This window comes from Bacillus sp. FSL W7-1582 (genome assembly GCF_038593325.1).
Classification (GTDB): domain Bacteria; phylum Bacillota; class Bacilli; order Bacillales; family Bacillaceae; genus Bacillus; species Bacillus altitudinis.
Window position 1 is genome coordinate 3,082,848 of record NZ_CP151987.1, and the last position, 21,675, is coordinate 3,104,522.

Sequence of the window (21,675 nt, forward strand, 5' to 3'; positions counted from 1 at the left end):
CTCACATCACCTTCTCTGTTTGATCCATATACGTTGTGTAAATTTCCTCCATTGCACTCACCGTTTGCTCCTGTGCAAATGCGTGAGCCATAGACCGTCCCGCTTTCCCCATCAGATGGAGCTGGTCCTTTTTATGATAGAGCTGCTGTAAATAAACGGCTAAACCATTCACATCATGCGGTTTGACTAAAAAGCCGTTCACTCCATGTTTGACGAGCTCACAATGCCCTCTATTTTCTGTTGCAATCACCGGCTTTTCAGCAGACATCGCTTCAAGAAGATTCATCCCAAGTCCTTCTCTCAAGCTGGTTGATACACATACATCGCTCATATGCATCCAATCTTCGATGTGTTTGCAAAATCCCGCAAACTGTACATGTTCCTCAAGATTCAGCTGACAGACCAGCTTTTCATAGGACGACCGACTTGTCCCTTCTCCAGCAAATACAATTTTCACTTGTGGTATATTCCGATACACCTGCGCGCAAGCTTTGATGAGCATTCCTTGATTTTTATTGTCATTTAATTCACCAGCACACAGCACGATAAAATCTTGCGTGGTAAAACCATATGCTTTGCGAAGGCGGTCTTTTTCTGTGTCATCAACTGGTGCAAACCGCTTCATATCGACACCCATACCGGGAACATAATGCACAGCTGCCTTCTCTTTTGACAGACGATCGGCTCTTTCATAGTCTTCTCCATTAATGGTGATGAGTGCATCTGTATATTGAACGAGCCATCTCTCAACTGGATAATAAAGCAGCCAATTTTGAAGCGGTGCCCCCTTCCAAAAGTGAAAGCCATGCGCTGTGTAAAGAACTTTCGTCCCTTTTTTGCGTGTTGTTTTCGCCGCTAGCCTGCCAATGACACTCCCCATCGGTGTGTGACAATGGATGAACTGATAATGCTCTTTTTCTAACAGCTTTTTCAGCTCCACATAAGCAAGCCGGTTGTGCAAATGAAAAGGGGAACGCTGAATCGGAATGGAATGCGCTTGATCCACATACGGCAGCTCCAGCTGGCCATTTGCCGCTGTATGCACTTCCCATCCTTGTTCCTGAAACCACCTGAAATACGGGAGATGGAACGCCTTAAAATGATAATCAACCGTTGCGCAAAACAAGACTTTTTTCTTCATTAGCAAGTGGCTCCTCCTCTCGTTGCATCGGTTCAGGCAATACATCATGCGACTCAATGGCGGCAAACAAGGCCTGTCTTAATTGATCGTCACTCATCATGTTAAATTCGTGAATAAAGCGGTTCAGCACATACGGATCACCATCCAAGGCATGGCCGATATGGATTTTCGGGAAAATTTGCTCCTGTGCTTTTTCATGCTGGTTGAGTAACTCCTCGTACATTTTCTCTCCGGGACGAATACCCGTAAATGTGATTGGAATCTGGTCTGTGGTGTAGCCTGAGAGGTGAATGAGGTTTTCTGCGAGGTCGACAATTTTGACTGGCTCCCCCATATCTAAAACAAAAATCTGCCTTCCTTCTGCTAGTGCACCAGCTTGAATAACAAGCCTTGATGCTTCTGGTATCGTCATAAAATATCTTGTCATGGCTGGGTGCGTGACGGTCACTGGCCCGCCTTTTTCAATTTGTTTTTTAAAGATTGGAATGACACTCCCCCTGCTCCCGAGTACATTCCCAAACCGAACGGCGACAAATTTCGTTTCACTGCTTGCCCCCATTTGCATAATCACCATTTCAGCAAACCGCTTTGTGGCTCCCATCACATTGGCAGGGTTGACCGCTTTGTCAGATGAGATGAGGACAAATGTTTCAACTCCGTGCTCATGTGCAGCTTCTGCCACATTTTTTGTCCCGATAATATTGTTTTTCACCGCTTCTTTCGGGCTAATTTCCATGAGCGGGACATGTTTATGAGCGGCGGCATGATAAATCATATCCGGCTGAAAATGACCAACGATTTCACTCATTTTTTGTTTATCTTGAATATCCGCAATTTGTGGATATAGGCTAATGCTATCTCCATACAATTCTTTCAGCTCTAGTAAAATAGAATGAATGCTAAATTCTCCATGTCCCACAAGCACGATCGCCCGAGGGGCAAATACACAAATTTGACGACAGATTTCTGACCCGATAGACCCGCCAGCTCCTGTCACCATAATCGTTTTTCCTTTTAGGTGAACGGATAGACGGCTTGTATCTAATTGAATCGGCTCTCTTCCAAGCAAATCCTCTGGCTGTACATCCCGCAATTGATTCAGCGCATGGGTTCCTTTTAAAATCTGTTCCATTTCCGGCATAATCTGTGTTTTGATTCCAGTCGCTACACATTCCTTATACAGTCCTTTTAATGTGTGACTGCTTTTGGATGGAATGGCGATAATGATTTTTTGAATATCCATCATCACAACAGCCGTTTGAATATGTTCTTTTCCCCCAAGAACAGGCAGCCCCATAATTTCAAGCTTATGCTTTGTTTTGTCATCATCAATGAAAGCGACCGGCTCAATATGTACATCACTCGACTGCTGAAGCTGACGAACGATAATGGTCCCGGCTGATCCAGCGCCAATGATTAGTGCCCGCTCCTTTTCAACTTGATACCGCTTCGCACCATCATGAAACAGCCTGGATGCCATACGAGATGCACCGATGAATAACACATGGAAAAGCCAGACAATAAATAAAAAGCGAAATGGCCATGTCTGCACAAAAATGTACAGCATCGTCATGGAAAATAAAAATGAACACGCAAAGGTCTTCATTAAAGAAAATAGCTCTCTAACCCCTGTATAGGCCCATACTTGCTTGTACACGTGAAAAATATACGAAAACAAATGGTGCCCGATCAGTAGACTGAGCGAAGAAATGACGAGCATTTCAAATGTATATACGGTTAACGCTGCCTCTTGAACAAATTGAAAGCCAAAAAAGACGGCTAATAAAATGAGATATGAATCTAGTGCCACGATGATTGATAATCTTTGGGCGTAAGTCAACGCTCCTCCCCCTTTTTAATGCATCACTATTCTTACATAAAATGGGCATCAAACCCGTCCTCACATCCCACTACCGATGACGAGCATCTAAGGCATATGTCATGCCCACAGCAGGATCGAGTGCCTCCGTTGTTAAAGATTAGGAGACATCACCTATCAATCTCTTTAATACATATAGTGCCTTCCCTTTTTCACTTTCTTGCCATTTAGCATCGCCCCAAGCAGTTTCCCTGTCGTCCCCTCTAATACTTCTTTTGATTTCTTCACAGCGGCAATCTTCGTTTTACCGCTTAAAACCACAAGAATGCTTCCATCCGTCCGGTTCGCTAATATTTTTGCATCGGCTACAGGCAGAAGCGGTGTGGAATCAACAATCACCATGTCATACTGCTGTTCAATCTCGTAAAATAGCTGCTTCATCACAGAGGAGGAAAGCAGCTCAGCGGGATTTGGCGGAATGGTCCCACTCGGAAGCAGCTCTAAATGCTCAATCGGAGTAGGCAAAATAGCTTCCTCCAAACTGCAATTATTTAATAGCACATTGGTCAAACCGGTGTGCGGACTCAGATCAAAATATTCATGAATGGCTGGTTTACGTAAATCAGCATCCATGAGCAAAACCCGTTTTTTCTGCTGTGCAAAAACAGCTGCCAAGTTTGCAGCCGTAAATGATTTTCCTTCCTTCGGCAAGGAGGATGTGACCAATATCGACTTCAGCCTCGTTTGAATCGACGTGAATTCGATGTTCGTTCGGATCGTTCGGAATTGTTCCGCAATGACAGAGTGAGGATTTAATACAGAAATACAGGATAAATCTCTTTTTTCTCGTTTTTTCCTCTTAAAAATCAATGTTCTGTCCTCCCGTTATGACGGACTGCTTGTCTTTTTTTGCCCTCCTGTCTGCATGCATCTGATAGACACTACCGAGCGACGGCAATCCGATCTCTTCTCTTATTTGATGTGTTCGTTTCACCGTATCATCGAGTAAATTCATTAAGAAAATGAGTGTCATTCCCCCTAATACAGAGGCGCCTAGTGCCAGAACGATGTGAACGAATTTACGTGAGTTCATTAGTATCGTGTTGGACAGCTTGGCTTCAGACAAAACATTAATGCGATCCATATTCATGGTTTTTTTGATTTCTTCTTGCAGCACCTCTGTGGCTGTATTCGCAATGGCTACTGCCTTCGCTCGGTCCTCATCTTGTACAGAAATATTTATGACCTCTGACTCATTTTCTGTACTTGTGGCAATTTTGTGTTTTAATCCTTCCGCCGATTCTGTAAGATTGAGTGTTTCTTTTACTTTTTCAATAACGATTGGACTTTTTAATAGGACTTGAAAGGTACGTGTATATTGAAGGTTCATCTGAATATCGTTTAAATTCGCTTGTGCATCATTGCTTCGTTTATGAACAAGAATTTGAGTGGTTGCCTGATATACAGGAGTCGAGACATAGAACTGATAGTAGGCTGAAATGCCCGTTACGATCAGGACAATCAGGATCAGAAGGGCCATTTTCTCTTTTATGACAGAAAACAGCTGCTTAAAACCTATATTCTCATTCATAGATACCTCCCGATTTCATCATAAAAAGGTTATATATGGTTTCTTTTTGTTAATGATTGGATTATAAAAGATAATACCCGCAAAGAAAAATGTCATAATAGGTCTTATAGTTCTTTTTAAAGAACGAAATCGTTCGTTTTCTTTTGTTTACTTCCTGTTTCTTACGTTTTTGAATTTTATAAAGAACAATTTATTTCTTATAATGAACGAAAAGGTCGCAGAACGATTCGCCGGGGAGAAGGGAGATCATATATCGAATGATAGGAAAGGTGATACGCATTTACCGAAAGAGGAAAGGATACTCAATCCAGCAGCTGGCTGAAGATGCCCATGTCTCTAAATCGTATTTGAGTAAAATTGAGCGTGGTGTCCATCGTAATCCATCTGTCCAGTTTTTAAAAAAGGTATCCTCATCACTAGACATTGATTTACAAGAGCTGTTTGATGCAGAAACGATGATGTTTCATTACGCTGAGGGCGGTGAACAGGAGTGGCGGGATCATATCGTTCATGCCGTCCAATCTGGCATGCCTAAAGAAGAACTGTATCAGCTGCTCCAAACCTACAGAAAGGAGCAGGAAGGAAAGACGTTACATGTCCATCATAGAAAGCTGACCGACTCAAATATGTCAGAATGGAAGCGTCTCATGAGTGAAGCAAAGGCCATTGGCTTAACCATCGAGGAAGTGAAAGCGTTTCTTACCAATATGGGAGAACACCGGGCGTAAGCCACTGAGATCAAACCAATTTGCGGGGAGAGGCGCTTGTCGCTTCGATGAAATAGAGCCTTTTTATATGAAAAGGCTCTTTTCAGTTTATGGACAAAGGGCTAAAATGAACTTATTTTAGCCCTTTGTCTTCTTTTCAGCGTGATAGAAAACCTTTGCAGTCTAGTAAGGACGAGCACCAGCGCGCAGGACTGACACCGAATGCGAGGGTTTGTCTACATGCTGAGAGCCTTTTTGCATGAAAAGGCTCTGTTTTCTGTTATTCTTCTTTTTTGGTTCGTGCTTTTTTCGTAATATCATTGTTCTTCCAATAGGCCCATAGTGATGTGATGCCAAGAAAGGCTAACGTAATGAATTGCTGCACACCTTCTTCATCAATTGGAATTGGGCTTTTTCCTGCAGCAGTGAGAGCGCTGTTCACAAGTGCCAATAAAAGCAGCACAAGCCTCGCAATAGTGCCTGCACTAATTTTTTGAACCTTCAACTGTAACCCCTCCCCTTATCCTTTCATACGGGCGATACTGCTCGTTCCCTCTCATATGTATGCAAAAAGCGAATGAATAGAAGAACGAATCAAAAAAAGAGACATCATTCCTAGATGCGGAATGATGCCTTGATTTATCTGCTGTTTATTTAGAGAACATCTTTTTTGCTTCATCCATTGCCATTTTGTTTCCTAGAGCTGAATAATCTAACCATGGCTGATCTGCAATCGGATACACTTGGTTTTTCTTCACGGCTTTTAGGCCTTTCCAAATCGGCGTCTGCTCTAACTGTTTGAATGCCTGTTGCGCCTTATCATCACGGTTCACGACGACAAAAATAGCATCTGCATCAAAGTCAGGAAGCACTTCTTGAGAAATGACTTCAAATGGACGTTTGCTGTCCAGTTTTTTCACACCATCTACAGGTGTCAGTCCTAAATCATCGTATAAAATTGGACCCATCGGACGTTTCATACTAAATACTCGAAGCTCTTTTGCTGTTACACGAATCGCCATCACTTTTCCATTTCCAATCTTTTTCTGGATGAGTGATTTGACTTCTTTTGCTTCTTGATTGTAGTCCTTAATATATTGATCGGCTTCTTTTTCTTTATTGACGAGCTTGCCGATTTTTTTCAAATGATCACGCCATGTGCCATCATTTAAATTAAACACTTCGGTTTTGGCGATTTTCTTGTATTTTGATAAGTCTTGTCCAGCCAGTTCTTCATCGACGTAAATGACATCTGGTTTTAAAGCAAGCAATGACTCCATATCAGGATCTGCTGCGATGCCCAGCTTTTTCGTTTGGCTAAGCTGCTTTTTCGCATGTGGAAGGAAATCTTTTAAGTCTCCCCCTACAACAGAGCCAGCAGGTTTTATCCCGAGTGCTAATAAGTCATTTGTTAAATGAATCGACAAGGACGCAATCTTAGGTGTTCCGTTTTCATCTTGATTTGTTGTCTTCTTTGTTTCCTGTTGACCACAAGCGGCCAGAATCAAGAAACAGAGCGTTAAACCAAACACAAGTACTTTTTTCATGATGAGTTCCTCTTTCTTATTTTGTTTTTGTTAATAAATAGAGAAAATAAGGTGCTCCGATAAAAGCCACAACCACACCCGCTGGGATGGCATTTGGGGCAAATATGGAACGTCCGAGTGTATCAGCACTGACCAAAATCAACAATCCAAGCAAGGCGCTCACTGGTAAAAAATATTGGTGCAGTGAGCCGACAAGACGCCTCGCCAAATGAGGTGCAACAAGGCCAATAAAACCAATTCCGCCTGTCATCGATACACTTGCACTCGCTAGACCAACAGCTAAGGTGAGTAGCAACAGACGTTTACGCTGTACACGTACGCCAACACTTGAGGCGACGGCATCACCTAACGTTAACGCATTGAGTGTGCTGGACTGCATGAGCGTAAGCGGGACAAGACATACGATCCAAGGCAGGAGCGCAAGTACATGAATCCAGTCTCTTCCCCATACATTTCCCACAAGCCACCTTGAAGCGAAGGTATATGTATCTTCATCCAGTTTCAATGACAAATATAACGTCAATGCACTAAACCCCGCAGCTACGGCAATTCCAACAAGGATCAGCCGGATAGGCACAAGCCCTTCATGCCTGTCGTACGCAAGAAGAACGATGACTGCCGCCGCAAGTAGGCCTCCACCAAACGTAAAGAGCGGAATGAGTAAAGATGGATTTCCTTCTAGTACGTGAAAATACGTCACAAAGATGATTAAGCCGAATGCGGCTCCTGCATTCAGACCGATAATCCCAGGATCGGCAAGTGGATTGCGGGATAAACTCTGCAAAATGCCACCTGCGATACCTAGACCTATTCCAGCTAGTATCGTCACGACGATTCGAGGCAGACGATAATCAAACAGCACCGTCTCACTTTGGAAATCTCCAAAGCCAAATAACGTTTTGACAACAACGAGAGGACTGAGTTTCAGCGTGCCGGTATTTAAACTATACAGCACGACAGCCGCACTCAGACAAAGCAAAACGGCTGTCACGACAAGAGCACGCCGTTTCTCTTTCATGACAGGTTCCTCCCTTCTTTTCTGGCAATATATAAGAAGAAAGGAACACCAACAAGTGCCACCATGACGCCAATGGCAAGCTCTCTTGGCGGATTTACTGTCCGGCTGGCAAGATCAGCGAAGACGAGAAGTATTGCGCCTAAAATCGCTGACATCGGAATGACGAAACGATAATTGACCCCAACCAGCTTTCGTGCAATATGCGGAATGACAAGCCCGACAAACCCAATAGACCCAACCGCCGATACAGACACGCCTGCCAGCAGAACCGCAGCAGCCATACCTAGTATTCGCACTTGCCTGGTTTTCACCCCTAAATTCGCAGCTACATCTTCACCAAGTGATAATAACGAGAGGGATCGTCCTAATAACATCGCCCAAACGATGACAATGAGAATGACTGGAGCAAGGATCATCAGCTGCGGCCATTTGACACCTGCCACACCCCCTGCATACCAAAAAGCCAGATCCTGACTGAGATCAAAGTAAATGGCGATACCCGAGCTTAGCGCATGCAGCAATGCGGCAACAACAGCTCCAGCTACAGTGAGCCGAAGTGGGGTCAGCACGCCGCCAGCCGCCCCAATGGCAAAGATCAGCAGCGTACTGAGAACGGCCCCAAAAAAAGAAAATAACATCAATGCGGAATAAGGCATTCCTGGAAAAAAAGCAAAACAGAGAGCGACTACAAACATCGCACCGCCGTTAATGCCTAATATCCCGGCATCTGCCAGCGGATTTCTTGTAATGCCTTGCATAAGCGCACCTGCCACAGCAAAGGCCGCTCCAACAAGTGCAGCTCCTAGCACACGCGGAAGCCTTATTTCATGAATGATCTGCTGCTCTGTCACATGAGACTGATAGTCAAATACAGCTGTCCAGACCGTTTGCAAAGACAATGACTTTGCACCGTATGAAACAGCCAAAAACATAGCCGCCAATAAACCAATGACAGCGAGAAAAAACAATAAAAAGAACAAAATAGGTGATGATCGTTTTTGTTGAGATGTTCGCTTATCCGGCAAAATCGGTGTCATCCTTTTCTTCATTAAAAGTCAGTTTGAAAATGAGAATCATAATCATCAAAATTATAGCCGTCAGCCTCTGAAAAATCAATGTGCGGCTCATTTTTTAATTATTGAAGGTATGTGTAGACGGCAAATAAGAGAATTCTTTCCTTCTGCTTTTTCTCGTTCTGAAAGACCTATCAATTTTTACAGTATTTTAATAGGAAAATAGTTGACATTCCGCATGAAAATCCCCTAAAATTACAAAAGTAAGTCAATTGTTATAAAAATATTACAAACAGATGTCAAAGGAATAAAGAATGACCCGTCATGAGAGGAGAATTGAAAGTTGTGTCAGTAAAGGGAAAATGGAGTATCATCCTATTTGCGCTTGCCATCGTCATTGGAGCAGTTGCATTCTTTCAAAATCAGCAAGCAAGCGGTACAGAGAAGAAAAATGTGAAGCAGGATACGAATTATAAAAATGTTGAAATTGTCACTCTTGTAAATGACGGGAAGTTTATGAGATATGCGGTGAACTATCCACTTTTTCATCAAAAAAAGCTAGATGACAAGATTCAAAGCTATGCGAATTCAGCATTAGAGCATTTCAAAAAGACATTTAGTGAAGCAAAGGACATTGATGAAAACAAACGGTTTGAACTGAATATTGACTATGACATGGTGCACTATGCAAAACAATCTGCGGCCATTTATTTTACGACCTACACATATACAGGTCAGCAAAATGGAACCACTCATCACGTCACAATCAATTTCGATTTTCAGAAAAAAGACTTTCTTGACACAAAAGATTTATTTCAACCCAAAAAGGACTATTTGAAAAAATTATCCTATATTACATACACGGAGCTTAAAAAAGATAAAACCTTGTCTAAGGATCTATCACTCCTTCAAAAAGGAACAGCCCCTACTGATCAAAACTTCAGTCAATTCGCCTTAAAAGAGAAATATATAGAGTTGTATTTCCCAGCTTCTCAATTAGCCGCAAAGGACTTAGGTCCGCAAACGCTGGCGATCAAAAAGACGCTGCTAAAAGATATCTTGAAGCCGGAATACATGAATAAGACCAAAAATCAGAATGAAATCAAAGAACCGAATCCAAAAAGAAAAGCCGTCAAGCTGCCGCAAAAGCCAAAGCTTGATCCGAATAAAAAAGCCATCGCACTCACATTTGATGATGGTCCAAACCCAGCCACAACTTCAACCATTTTAGCAGCGCTGAAGGAAAATAAAGGACACGCCACCTTTTTCGTATTAGGAAGCAGGGTTCAGTATTATCCTGGAATGCTTGCCGACATTTTAAAGGGCGGAAATGAGATCGGAAACCATTCATATAACCATCCTTTATTAACGAGACTCCCTCTAAAAGAAGCGGTCAAACAAGTAAAAGACACGCAGAAGCTGATTGAAAAGGCCAGCGGTTATACTCCTACGCACTTTAGACCGCCATATGGAGGAACAAATCCAGACATCAATCAAGCGGTGGGCATGAACGTTTCATTGTGGGATGTCGATCCTGAAGACTGGAAAATTCGCAACAGCCAGCAGATCACAAACCATGTTCTCTCACATGCAGCAGATGGCAAAACCGTACTCATGCACGATATTTATGACAGCTCTGCTCGAGCAGCGGTGAAGATCATACATGAACTCACCAAACAAGGCTACCAGCTTGTCACAGTCAGCGAACTTGAACAATTGAAAAAAGAACGAAACGAACAGACCCCTGTGCAGTAAACACAGGGGCTTTTTTTTATGACTCTAACAACTTCTTTCTTTTTAACAGCGCTTGAAACGTCTCTTCAAGCTCATGAGAAGGCTCGATGCTTAAACGACTGAGCACTTCAGACAGCTGCATATCAATCAGCAGGAGCTCTTCTTCTTTCTTTGTAGCAGCTGGCTTTTCTTCCTTTTGTTTATATTCTTCATAGGTGCCATCAAAGCGTTCAATGGTACCCTCGTGCACATGAAGAATACGAGTAGCCACCTGCTCAATGAGCCTCCTGTCGTGGGAGACAAACACGACTGTGCCCGGGTAATCTTTTAAAAGTTCTTCAAGCGCTTCTACTGCCGCAAGGTCTAAAAAGTTCGTCGGTTCATCAAGCATCAGAACATTGGCATCACTGACGAGCAGCTTGGCAAGCATCGTCTTCACCCGTTCCCCGCCGCTTAATACGTTCGTCAGCTTGTACACATCGTCTCCCCGAAACCCAAGTCTCGCTAAAACGGTGCGAACGACAGTCTCATCTTGAATCGCCTGTTCCAGTGCATTTTGTAAGATCGATTCATCTAGATTCAGTTCTGAAAGATCTTGGCTGAAATAACCGATCTTCACGGCTTCTGAACGAAAAATCCCGGGATGTCCGTTTACAAGCATTCGGAGAAATGTCGTTTTACCGCTCCCATTCTTCCCAATGATCGCGACTTTGTCTCCGCCTCTCACTTCTACATTCGCCTTTTTCCAAAGGACTTTATCTCCTGCCATGCCATCTACATGTTCGACACGAAAAATGGTGCGGCTCGCCACTTCCTTCATGGTGTGCTGCGTCATTTGAAGAGGCTGGGCTTCCTTTACCTTCTCCACCTTTTCTAATTTCTCCATTCTTGTTTCGATGGATTTGGCTGTTTTTTGAAGCTTTTTTTGCTTGTTTGCATAATAAGGCTTTGCAATTTTAGGCCCCGAGGATTTCAGCTTTGGAGATGGCTTTGTCGCTTTGTCAGCTTTTTTCATTTTCTTTTGCAGTGCATGTTCTAACTGTTTTTTCTTTTGGGTATACGCCTCGTACGCCTCCACGTGCTGGCGATGTTCGAGTTCTTTTTGCCGGGCGAAATCGCTGTAGTTGCCTTTGTATAGTTTGAGCTCCCCATCTTCCAATTCCCAAATGTCTGTACATAACGCATCTAAAAAAGCACGGTCATGCGAGACGACAATCAGAGCACCTTGATGATAACGAAGCTTTTCTTCTAGCCACTCAATATGCTCCGTATCTAAATGAGTCGTCGGTTCATCGGCTAATAAAAGGGCAGAAGGCCGGCTTAAAGCTCTCTCAATATAAGCTTGAGTCATCTCTCCGCCACTTTGTCTGCCATCTCCTGTCTTTAGTTGAGGAAGCAGCGTACAAGTTGTAGTGTGTGCAAATGTGCCGCTGTCTGGTTTTTCCCTACCCGCCAGTACATGGAGCAATGTCGTTTTCCCACTGCCATTCGTCCCTACAAGGCCGATTCGGTCCCCTTGATGAATGGCCAGCTCCTCTATATCAAATAACAAGCGATCCTTTCGAAATACTTTTAATTGGTGGGCTCTCAGTAACATCCAACCCTCTCCTTTCGTATCAGGAGACATGAAAAAGCCTCCCATTCTCAGAATAGGAGGCAAAATGGTGTACAAAAATAAGCGTATCGATACAGAATGACATGAGGTTCATCAAATGAGCACACATCTCCCCCGTATCCATCACTTCAATCTTTGATTCCCAAGCTGTACCATCCTATTCCGAAGCTAAAAAATGAAAACGCAGCAAACATAGCAACACATATCGTTTGCTCACTGCCTTCGTTCTTTCATTTTGCTTACAGGTCATAGGATTAGTACTTCATTGCATTGGGTCACCCTTCCGTCGTTTGTTACGTATACGATAAAAGATTGGTTATTTTTTGTCAAGTTGAAAAGGCATGAGTGAGTCTATTAGCTTGAGCGTAAATGGATGAGTCGCTTCAAACAGCTGGTCACTTTTACATTCTTCCACAAGTTTTCCCTCATGTAAAAAAAGAAGTCGATCACATAAAAAAACGGCTGCCTCTAGATCATGGGTAATCATGAGAATGGTCATATCTAACTCTTGCTTTAATGTCTCAAGAAGCTCCAATATTTGAACTTGGACAGAAACGTCAAGTGAGCTAAGGACTTCATCTAAGATGAGAATGGCTGGATTCGTCGATATGGCTCTTGCTATGCATACACGCTGGAGCTGACCGCCGCTTAGCTGATGAGCATATTGATTTAGCAAAGACGATGGAAGTCTTACTTGCTTGAGCAGGGACAACACTTTTTGGTTCACATCCATGTTTCGCTTTATTATTTGCATGGGTTCTGCTATGATCTCTTTCACTGTAAAGGAAGGATGGACAGAAGATAGATAATCCTGAAAAACAACACTCATTCCCCCCCGGTTCATCTTACGCCATGTATGAGCTGGCCATCCACCTATCTTTATCTCTCCGCCGTCTAATGTTTCTAAACCAAGCAGCGTACGTGCTATTGTACTTTTACCACTGCCGCTCTCACCGACTAACCCGACACATTCACCCTCTCCAATCTGAAATGAAACCTGAGCTATGCGTGCTATGGATTCCTCTTTATGAAAAAAGCGTCCTTTATCTTCTCCATGTTTAAGTAGTTGATTTGCTGTGATCAGCATGGGAATGCCCTCACTCTCTTCTGCTGCCTCAGTGCTTCAAGGGGTGCCGATAAGCGAAGCCTCGTTTCTAGTAAATGCCTCGTTTGAGGATGCTCAGGTGATGTAAATATCTCTTTTGCATGACGATGCTCAAGCATCTTCCCTTGGTGCATCACCAACAATTCATCAGCGATTGCCTGAACGACGCCTAAATCATGCGAAATGATGATCAAGGCAGCTCCTGTTTCTTCTTTCAGCCTCTGTAATTGTGTGATGACTTCACGCCGGTTATATGCATCTAATGATGCTGTAGGCTCATCGGCAATGATCACGTCAGGAGAAAGCATGATCGTAATGGCAATCATGACACGTTGAAGCATCCCTCCCGACAGCTCATGAGGATATTTTTTCATTAACATATGCGAATTGTTTAAATGGACACGTTCTAGCCCAGTAATCGCATGTGCTGTTCCTTCTTTGCCACGTAAGCCCAAATGCCGCTGGAACGTTTCAAGTATTTGATGACCAATTGTTTCAATTGGATTGAACGCATTCATAGCATCTTGTGGAATGTAGCCAATTCGCTTTCCTCTCCACTGCTGTGAAGTCTGACTTGTCAATTTTTCACCGTCAAACAAAATGGTCCCAATCATCTCTAGCGAAGGAGGGATAAGGCCAATTAATGCTTTTGCAACGGTTGATTTTCCGCTTCCACTTTCTCCAATAACGCCTAAACAACGTTGTCTATGTAATGTAAACGTGATATTTGCCGCCAAATCCTTTTGTTGAATCGGATCATGTACGGACAGGTTTTTTATCTCGATGAAAGGCAAATCGTCTCCCCCTTTTTTTGTTGCTAAGATGCATGGCAGGGTTCATGACCTGCTGAAGACTGTCTCCTAAAAAATTCAGTGCCATGACCACAAATAAGATCGCAAGTCCAGGCGGGAGCATATGAGCCGGGTGCGTCACCATGACATTCTTCGCCTCGTTGAGCATCATGCCCCATTCCGGTGTAGGTGCACTCACACCTAATCCAAGAAAAGACAGAGCAGAAATATTTAAAATGACCCAGCCTGCGTCAAGTGTAGCAAAGACAGCAATCTCTCCTGAGATGCGAGGAAATAGATGTTTTCGAAGGATATAAAAAGGTGAACCCCCAGATACTTTCGCAAACTGAACAGATGGTTCATTCGTATATTGCAGGACTGACGAACGAATCATCCTTGTATACCAAGCCCATTTTGCAAGGACATTGGCCAAAATAATATTGAAAAGCCCAGGTCCCATAATGCCCACAACGGCCAAAATCATCACCTCTGCTGGAAATGACAGCATGACATCACATATTCTCATTAGAGCTCCATCAACTTTCCCTCTAAAAAAGCCAGCTACAAGTCCAAGTATCGTGCCAATGAACATCGTGATACACATTGTCAGCACGGCAGCAAGCATCGTTGTCCGAATACCATATAAGAGCCGGGACAATACGCATCTCCCCAGCTGATCGGTTCCGAGGGGATATGTTAGACTCACACCAGCATATTTTTGAAGAATGTTCGTGTCAGTTGGGTCATGCGGCGCTAGAAACGGTGCAAACAGCCCAGCTAATGTGACAAGTACCAAAAGCCAGATAGACAGAATAGCCATTCGATCTTTTCTTAATTGATTCCATACGATCAAATTTTTTAGACCTCCTTTCTTAACTGCGGGTTCATGATCATTTGTATGACATCAGCAACGAGGTTGCACACAACGAACAGGCATCCCATCACAAACAAATAGGCTTGAATCATAGGGAAATCGGCGTGAAAAATAGCTGTTACACACAAACGGCCAACCCCTGGCCAAGCAAAGAGATTTTCAATAATGACGGTTCCTGCAATGAGCTTTGGTACTGACATACCGAGTGCTGTTACTGCTAGTTGAAGGGCATGTCTCATCACCTTCAATTGAATGGTTCGTTCCTTTAAACCACGAGCTCTTGCATAAAAAACAAAGGGCTCGTGCTGAAACTTTAGGATTTGATTTCGAATGAGTCTCACATAGGTCGATAAGTAGCCAAGTGATAAAGTCATCGCTGGCAAAAGAATCGATTTAAACCCTTCCATTCCACTCGTGTTGACCCAGTTAAATTTGACTGAAAAAAGCCAGATAAACAAAATGCCCAACCAAAAACTAGGCATGGAAGCTGCAATAAACACAAATGCTCTCACGATTCGATCCAACCATGTATGTGCCGCATATGCACACACCATTCCGAATAACAAACTCAGCACAATAATAAACAAAAGGGACATCCCTGCAAGCTGTAAAGTCGCAGGAAGTGCCTCCATCATCAGGTCAAGTACAGGCTCATGTGTGACATAACTACTGCCAAAATCACCTGTTAATCCGTCTTTAAGCCATGTGACATAGCGTATGAAAAACGGTTGATCTAAGCCTAGCTCTTGACGCATAGATTCAATCATCTCTTCCGTTGGGGTTACTTGGTTCACACGTAAAGCGACCTCAGCTGGATCACTCGCACGCATCGCAAGTAGCACAAACGCAAAAAACGTAATGAATACAATGAGCGGCAAAAGAAGCAATAATCGTTTTATGATATAGCGTGTCATGTCTCAGCCTCCGATTTATGACGAAAAATACATTCGATCAAAGGGAATTTCATACTGAGATACATGAAAATCTACACCTTTGAGGCGCTTATTATAAACGGCCTTTGTCACAGAATAGGAAATAGGGATATACACATTTTCATCATGAATATACGTCAAAATATCTCGGTACATTTGTGCCCTCTTTTGCTCATCCGGCTCCACCAATACTTTCGTAATGGTCTCATCCAGCCACTTTTTCTTTTTCAATCCTAACTGAGCTTGATAATCAGCATGGGATGCAACACGAAATGAAGAGACGTATGTTTGAGGGTCATAAGGAAGTCCCCAAGATAGAGAGTACATAAGATCAAACTTTCCTGTTTTTTGACGATCTAAAAATGCCTGTTTTTCTTCACCTCTAATATCAAGCTTGATTCCAACCTGCTTGAAGTCCTGCTGAATCGATTCACTAATCGTTCTTTCACCTGCATTATCCGAATTATAATAAATGGTCACGCTGAGCGGCTTGTCTTCTTGATAGCGATAGCCGTCTTCTTTTAGCTTCCAGCCTGCCTCATCTAATAATGCCTCTGCTTTCTTTTTTTGATAGGTTTTCTTTTTAAGCGGAATATTTGCGTAAGGGACTGATGGGGCGAGCAGTGTATGTGCCACCTGTTCAGTTCCATTTAAAATCCCTTCTGTAATCATCTCTTTTTGAATGGCATATTGAAATGCTTCTCTTACTTTTGGATCTTGTGTTATTGGTTGATTGGAGTTGATTACAATAGATCTTGAACCAACAGGAGGACTCACAGTCACACCATATTGACCAGCTTCTTTTAAAGCCTGAAATGAATCTCCATCAATCATGTCACCATCTGCTCCAAATAAGAGATCAACCTCCCCTTTTTGAAGAGCGAGTAAAATGGTTTGATGATCTGGCATGACCTTCCATTTCACCGTTGAAATCTTTGGATTCTTTCCCCAATAGTGATGATTCACTTCAAAAATGGCATATTGATTTTTCTTATGTTCCTTTAACACATAAGGACCTGTACCTGCATAACCTTTTACGCCTTTTGATGTGGTGCCATCAATAAAGCTTTTGGGAGAAATAAAACGGAATGGACGTGTTAAACCAAGTTCTTCTAATGTTGGATAATAGGGCTCCTTCAATGTGAGAACAAAAGTATGTTCATCTACAGCCTTTGTGGATTTAATTTCTGACACGAGATTGAGCCAAGCATTTTTTTCAATATTTTTGACAACTGCATCAATATTCATTTTGACAGCCTTCGCATTAAATGGCTCACCATCTGAAAAAGTCACGTTTTCTCGAAGATGAAATGTGTAGGTTTTTCCATCTTTAGAAATATCCCAGCTTTGGGCCAGGGCAGGTTGAATGCCTTTTTCCGTATTCACAACAAGCGATTCAAACACCATATTTTGAGCGGCCATCTCCCCGCCATATAGATGGGGATTAATGTCTCTTATATCTTTTGTACTTGCATACACCAGTTCATCATCTTCTCTTCCACTTAAACTGGAAGAGGTCTTATTTTCAGAACAAGATGCCAATAGAAAACAAGCCATGACTGAAAACAGCATCAAGGTATATGTCACAAAGGACTGCTTTTTCTCGTCCTTTTTCTTTATGTAATCAGGTTGATGATTCATATGTACTTCCCCCAAATGTTCATTTTATCGTAATCATTACGATTATTAATCGAAATGATTACGAATTGAATATTAGCATACAGATCTGGGAAATACAATGGCTTTTTTCACCGAAAAAACAGACTCATGATTGAGTCTGTTTCGCTTGCATAAACTGATCAATGACACGTAATGCTTTTTCTGTTCCACCTGCTGTTTGGAAACTTTCTTCAATCTTTTCAATCCCAGCACGATATGTGTCACTTCCGAGTACACTCTCTACAGTATCTCTCAGCTGTTTTGCTGTCAGCTGGTCTTTATCGAGTGCACGAGCAGCAGAGAGATCAGTCAGTCTTTTTGCCACCATCGGCTGATCTTTGTCAACCGGGATGACAACCATTGGAACATGATAATGAATACCTTCATTGACACTGTTCATCCCGCCGTGGGTCACAAACACATCTGTCAGTTCAAGGACTTCAAGCTGCGGCACATAAGGCTCGATAAGAAAATGAGATGGCGCTTCTTTTAGGAGAGACATGTCGATTTTTTCACCAGTTGCGAGAATCACTTTTCCATCAAAGTCGGCAAAAGCATCAATACACATATTAAAGAATGCTTCAGTATCTCCAAGAACCGTTCCCATTGAAATAAAGACGACCTTCTCTCGCTCAAGCGCTTCTAACGGGAAATCATGCTGGTCAGCACGTTTTAGAAAGCTCGGTCCAATGAAGACAAACGAATCATCCAATGCATCAACAGACGGCTGAAAATATTCACTTGTATACACCATATTCAGTTCTCCGCGGTTTTTCATGAATTGCATCAAATGTGTTGGCTGAACGCCAAAACGTTCATGTATTTCTTCTAACAGATGAGCCGCCTTCTCATCTTTTCTGTATAAAGGTGTATCAAAATGCGCCTCCTGCAGCACAAAAGAAGGATTCGAACCAATGCCTGGAATTTGTAAGTAATCCCGCACAAGCTCACCTGCTCCAAACATATCAAAATAGACCAAATCAAATGAATGCTGTTGAGAAAGAGTTTCCACCACTTCTAAAATGTCTAATGACGTTTGCAGCATGGCATGGAAAAATGGCTGCATGGACTCTAAATCGCTTTCTTCGACACTTAATGTGCGAATATAATCTGGATGTATATGTACGTGAGCGCCTAAGCGTTTGATCCGCTTTTGATAATGTTCAGTTGTGACCACATGCACTTCATCACCTCGATCAACAAATGCTCTTATCATTCCTAACATTGGGTTCACATGTCCTTCAGCTGGAAACGTAATCATTAAAACCTTCGCCACAAGAATCCTCTCCTTATTGTCAATTCTCTACCATGTTAATCTTATACAGTGATCGGGCTCAACAAATACGCCTGAAAAGGGGATAAATGAGACTTATGGCTAGTATTTTAAGAGGATAGCAGAAAAAAAGACAAAGCCTCCTGTTTAAGTGCTTTGTCTTCTTTTTATTAATTTTTAAGTAGCATTTGTTTAAACGCAGCAGACTGTTTTTCAATTGAGATTGGATCAGCATAGATAAATTCATTGATTGAATAGGATAAAACATGTCCTTGTTTCACTGCTTTATTCTTCTTCCATACACCGCTGCCTGTGATATCAGGATTCGGTGCTTTTCCATCCTTTGTTGGTACAAGTAAATAGTCACCTGTATACTCATTCATCTCTTCTAATGAAATACCGAGATACCCTTCTTTCGGAAGAGCCTTATCCGCTTTTTCAGGCAGGCTAAATCCATACCCTTGATAGATGACCTCCTCACCGCGGCCAAAGTCTGTACCAAATAAATACACTTGCTTAGGCTGCACATCCATGATGGAGAACGTCTTGTCTTCACCAATTTTTGCTTTGACCTCTTTGCCGTCTTTTTTCAGCTGCTCGTCCATTTCTTGTATTTGTTTTTTCGATAACGATTCTTTTCCAAGAATCTTTCCGATTTCAATATGCATCTCTTTAAAGCTATGTTCACTTGTTGTGAAAGTGATTGTTTTTGCGATCTTTTTATATTTTTCAACTTGATCATTTTGTGAATAAGCAATGATGAGATCAGGCTTCAGTTTGGCGATTGCCTCCACATTTTCTATCGGCACCCTCTTCACACCTGTTTCATCTAAAAAGGATGATTTAGGATAAACATCTGTCATGCCAACAGGTGTCACACCTAACTTTTTAAAATTTCCAAGCTGTGCTGTTAACACAACAATTCGTTTAGGCTTGTCAGGAATGGTGATCTCCCACCCGATTCCGTTGTATATGTACGTGTAATTGCTGATTGCTCTCTATCTTCTTTCTGCCCGAATGCCACTAACAAAAGTTCAAGTAAGCTGATCAACCAGATCATTTTTTCAAATATGAAACCACCTTAAATTGAGAATGGTAATCAATTATAGAAATGCTTAAAAATATTCTTTTTGTAAAAAATTACACATTAGTGTAATATTATGTATATGGATAGTTCTATAAGACTATCTAAATAATAATTGAGGTGAGATTAATGTATTATGCTACGCTTCGGCAAAAACAAGGGGAGAGGAGGGCTTTAAAGCAGCTTGTGGAATTCGGTAATGACGTAACAAATTTCGTACCTAATATTATAATTAAAGATGCTGATCAAAATAGTCTAAACGAAATACGTACTAGTTATAATAACTTTGTTTTACTAGATGTGAGAGAACTTGATTCAGATGACATTGACTCATTGGAGGAACTGTTAGAACTTGATCAAAATGATAATTTCGACATCATGTATCCCGTTGAATATATTTTGAATAATAATAGTAAGAGAGAAAAAAATTATGTAAGAATTGATAAAAATGTAGTTAATTCTTTTTTCATTCAATGGTTAAAAGAACAACATAATAGTTTACCTAAAGGGGTTATGTTAGATTTTGAATATATTGATAGTGTTAATACTGAAATAGTCTCAAAATTTAAACCGATACTCGAAATATTAGATAATCATAAAATTATTATTATGAGTGGTGCCGTTCCACAAGTACTACCTGTTTCCTCTGAAGAAAATTATAGAATAAGTCGAATTGAAAAAGAATTATTTCATGAAATTAAAAATCATGCTAATAAAACATCTGATTTGTTCTTCGGTGATTATGCTTCAGTTAGCCCAAAATTAACAACTGGAGGTAGAGCTATAGTTCAAATAAAATATACTTTGGAGACAGAGTATTGGTTTGTAAGAAATGGGCTACGCCGAGGGAATTATGATTTTGTTAAAGTTTGTAGAGAGATATCAAGTGCAACAAATTTTGACCAACATAGTTGTTGGGCTGATTCATTCATACAATCAGTTATTAATAATAATGAAAATAAGGGTAATCCTTCTGTATGGAGCTCTATTGGGATCAATAAGCATATAGTAGTTTGCTTAGATGAATTATAATACAGAAGAGTATAATAAAACCCGCACTTCAATGAGTGCGGGTTTTATTATACTCGTGTTTAAAGGAAACATACTTAAAATTCAACATTCTTAAGTGAGTATCTCACTTGATTTTTAAGCTTTTTTCTTAGAGAGGTAGGCACAGTCTCATCTAGCTTTTTGATAACCTCTTGTTTAAAAAGTAACCTTATTGTACTCTTTGGCAATCGTTTTCCTAAATATTCGTCAGATTGTGCGATTCTTTTTATGTCTTTTGAAGTTAATAGTGATAAGAAATATTGCATTGAAAGGTTGGGATTCAATTTTGCTTTTCTTAAAAAAGATAAACGCACAGTATTGATTCTTGTTTTCTCAGCAACTATAATTCCCCAGTGTTCTGGAAGTATTTTATGAATAGTTCTTGAAAATTTTAGACCAACAACGATATAAATCATTTCAAAATTTTTATCGTATTCGGGAATTTGATTTGAGAGACGCTTAATTGAATCAAAATCACTTTTTATTTCATAAGCAACCACATGTCCATTTATAGCGACTATATCTGCTCGAGCTTTTCCTGACGGCAATGTCATTTCTTCTAAAACCCTACAGTTTTTATATTTAGATAGCCTAGAAATAAGAGATGAACGAATCTCTTTATCATCAAGTTTCTTCATAATACAATCACCTACTAAATATTCTATTTCATTGGCTCAAATTTATCAATTCCTTAACCTAAAGAACACACAAAAATAGTACGA

The 21,675-nt window shown here is 41.4% G+C and carries 20 protein-coding genes; 3 read left to right on the forward strand and 17 right to left on the reverse strand.

Going from position 1 to position 21,675, the window contains the following annotated elements; all coding sequences use genetic code 11:
* Window position 1: 1 nt before the first annotated feature.
* The 4 genes from NSQ11_RS15985 to NSQ11_RS16000 form a co-directional block, all read right to left on the reverse strand.
* The gene (locus tag NSQ11_RS15985) at window positions 2–1,141 is read right to left on the reverse strand and encodes a glycosyltransferase family 4 protein (protein WP_017368089.1); all 1,140 of its coding nucleotides are present in this window, start codon (window positions 1,139–1,141) and stop codon (window positions 2–4) included.
* A complete protein-coding gene (locus NSQ11_RS15990; protein ID WP_144610035.1) occupies window positions 1,107–2,981 on the reverse strand; it encodes a nucleoside-diphosphate sugar epimerase/dehydratase in 1,875 nt (624 codons plus the stop codon). The genes NSQ11_RS15985 and NSQ11_RS15990 overlap by 35 nt, the downstream gene beginning before the upstream one ends.
* A 165-nt stretch (window positions 2,982–3,146) precedes the next feature.
* Window positions 3,147–3,830: a CpsD/CapB family tyrosine-protein kinase gene (locus NSQ11_RS15995; RefSeq protein ID WP_008347761.1), complete on the reverse strand. Its 684-nt coding sequence runs from the start codon at window positions 3,828–3,830 to the stop codon at window positions 3,147–3,149.
* Window positions 3,820–4,551, reverse strand: coding sequence for a Wzz/FepE/Etk N-terminal domain-containing protein (locus NSQ11_RS16000; RefSeq protein ID WP_025208009.1), 732 nt, complete (start codon window positions 4,549–4,551; stop codon window positions 3,820–3,822). Before NSQ11_RS16000 ends, NSQ11_RS15995 begins: the two co-directional genes overlap by 11 nt.
* A gap of 257 nt (window positions 4,552–4,808) precedes the next feature.
* Between NSQ11_RS16000 and NSQ11_RS16005 the strand changes: the two genes are divergently transcribed.
* Window positions 4,809–5,279 carry a helix-turn-helix domain-containing protein gene (locus tag NSQ11_RS16005; protein ID WP_007500131.1) on the forward strand — a complete coding sequence of 157 codons (471 nt, stop codon included), beginning with the start codon at window positions 4,809–4,811 and terminating at the stop codon, window positions 5,277–5,279.
* Window positions 5,280–5,538: 259 nt separating this feature from the next.
* Here the strand turns inward: NSQ11_RS16005 and NSQ11_RS16010 are convergent, their stop codons facing one another.
* The 4 genes from NSQ11_RS16010 to NSQ11_RS16025 all read right to left on the reverse strand — a co-directional run bounded on the left by NSQ11_RS16010 (window position 5,539) and on the right by NSQ11_RS16025 (window position 8,848).
* Window positions 5,539–5,763 (reverse strand): phage holin, encoded by a 225-nt coding sequence (locus tag NSQ11_RS16010; RefSeq protein ID WP_008347764.1) that lies wholly within the window; start codon window positions 5,761–5,763, stop codon window positions 5,539–5,541.
* A 145-nt stretch (window positions 5,764–5,908) separates the two neighbouring features.
* Window positions 5,909–6,805, reverse strand: a complete 897-nt coding sequence (locus NSQ11_RS16015) for an iron-hydroxamate ABC transporter substrate-binding protein (RefSeq protein WP_007500130.1) — start codon at window positions 6,803–6,805, stop codon at window positions 5,909–5,911.
* 16 nt (window positions 6,806–6,821) lie between these two features.
* Window positions 6,822–7,823, reverse strand: coding sequence for an iron ABC transporter permease (locus NSQ11_RS16020; RefSeq protein WP_017368092.1), 1,002 nt, complete (start codon window positions 7,821–7,823; stop codon window positions 6,822–6,824).
* Window positions 7,820–8,848 carry an iron ABC transporter permease gene (locus NSQ11_RS16025; protein WP_017368093.1) on the reverse strand — a complete coding sequence of 343 codons (1,029 nt, stop codon included), beginning with the start codon at window positions 8,846–8,848 and terminating at the stop codon, window positions 7,820–7,822. Before NSQ11_RS16025 ends, NSQ11_RS16020 begins: the two co-directional genes overlap by 4 nt.
* 333 nt (window positions 8,849–9,181) lie before the next feature.
* Here NSQ11_RS16025 and NSQ11_RS16030 point away from each other — a divergent pair, with 333 nt between their 5' ends.
* On the forward strand, window positions 9,182–10,591 hold the full coding sequence (locus NSQ11_RS16030; RefSeq protein WP_129547831.1) for a polysaccharide deacetylase family protein: 1,410 nt from the start codon (window positions 9,182–9,184) through the stop codon (window positions 10,589–10,591).
* Window positions 10,592–10,607: 16 nt separating this feature from the next.
* Here NSQ11_RS16030 and abc-f read toward each other — a convergent pair whose 3' ends face one another.
* From abc-f to NSQ11_RS16070, 8 genes are all read right to left on the reverse strand, one after another.
* Window positions 10,608–12,167, reverse strand: coding sequence for an ABC-F type ribosomal protection protein (abc-f, locus tag NSQ11_RS16035; protein ID WP_203085403.1), 1,560 nt, complete (start codon window positions 12,165–12,167; stop codon window positions 10,608–10,610).
* 334 nt (window positions 12,168–12,501) lie between these two features.
* Complete coding sequence (locus tag NSQ11_RS16040) at window positions 12,502–13,272, reverse strand: ABC transporter ATP-binding protein (RefSeq protein ID WP_008347777.1); 771 nt, start codon at window positions 13,270–13,272, stop codon at window positions 12,502–12,504.
* Entirely contained in the window at window positions 13,266–14,084 is an 819-nt protein-coding gene (locus NSQ11_RS16045) for an ABC transporter ATP-binding protein (protein ID WP_046527392.1), read from the reverse strand. Before NSQ11_RS16045 ends, NSQ11_RS16040 begins: the two co-directional genes overlap by 7 nt.
* Window positions 14,047–14,934, reverse strand: coding sequence for a nickel/cobalt ABC transporter permease (gene opp1C, locus NSQ11_RS16050; RefSeq protein WP_046527393.1), 888 nt, complete (start codon window positions 14,932–14,934; stop codon window positions 14,047–14,049). Before opp1C ends, NSQ11_RS16045 begins: the two co-directional genes overlap by 38 nt.
* A 5-nt stretch (window positions 14,935–14,939) precedes the next feature.
* A complete protein-coding gene (gene opp1B / locus NSQ11_RS16055) occupies window positions 14,940–15,869 on the reverse strand; it encodes a nickel/cobalt ABC transporter permease (protein WP_048002924.1) in 930 nt (309 codons plus the stop codon).
* Between the two features lie 15 nt (window positions 15,870–15,884).
* Window positions 15,885–17,528 carry a nickel ABC transporter substrate-binding protein gene (nikA, locus tag NSQ11_RS16060; protein ID WP_113746955.1) on the reverse strand — a complete coding sequence of 548 codons (1,644 nt, stop codon included), beginning with the start codon at window positions 17,526–17,528 and terminating at the stop codon, window positions 15,885–15,887.
* A 124-nt stretch (window positions 17,529–17,652) separates the two neighbouring features.
* A complete protein-coding gene (locus tag NSQ11_RS16065; protein ID WP_129547833.1) occupies window positions 17,653–18,822 on the reverse strand; it encodes a macrolide family glycosyltransferase in 1,170 nt (389 codons plus the stop codon).
* 167 nt (window positions 18,823–18,989) lie between these two features.
* The gene (locus NSQ11_RS16070) at window positions 18,990–19,682 is read right to left on the reverse strand and encodes an ABC transporter substrate-binding protein (protein ID WP_342501161.1); all 693 of its coding nucleotides are present in this window, start codon (window positions 19,680–19,682) and stop codon (window positions 18,990–18,992) included.
* A gap of 350 nt (window positions 19,683–20,032) precedes the next feature.
* Between NSQ11_RS16070 and NSQ11_RS16075 the strand changes: the two genes are divergently transcribed.
* A complete protein-coding gene (locus NSQ11_RS16075; protein WP_342501162.1) occupies window positions 20,033–20,935 on the forward strand; it encodes a hypothetical protein in 903 nt (300 codons plus the stop codon).
* 74 nt (window positions 20,936–21,009) lie between these two features.
* Here the strand turns inward: NSQ11_RS16075 and NSQ11_RS16080 are convergent, their stop codons facing one another.
* Window positions 21,010–21,591: an MmcB family DNA repair protein gene (locus NSQ11_RS16080; RefSeq protein WP_125589577.1), complete on the reverse strand. Its 582-nt coding sequence runs from the start codon at window positions 21,589–21,591 to the stop codon at window positions 21,010–21,012.
* Window positions 21,592–21,675: the final 84 nt, after the last annotated feature.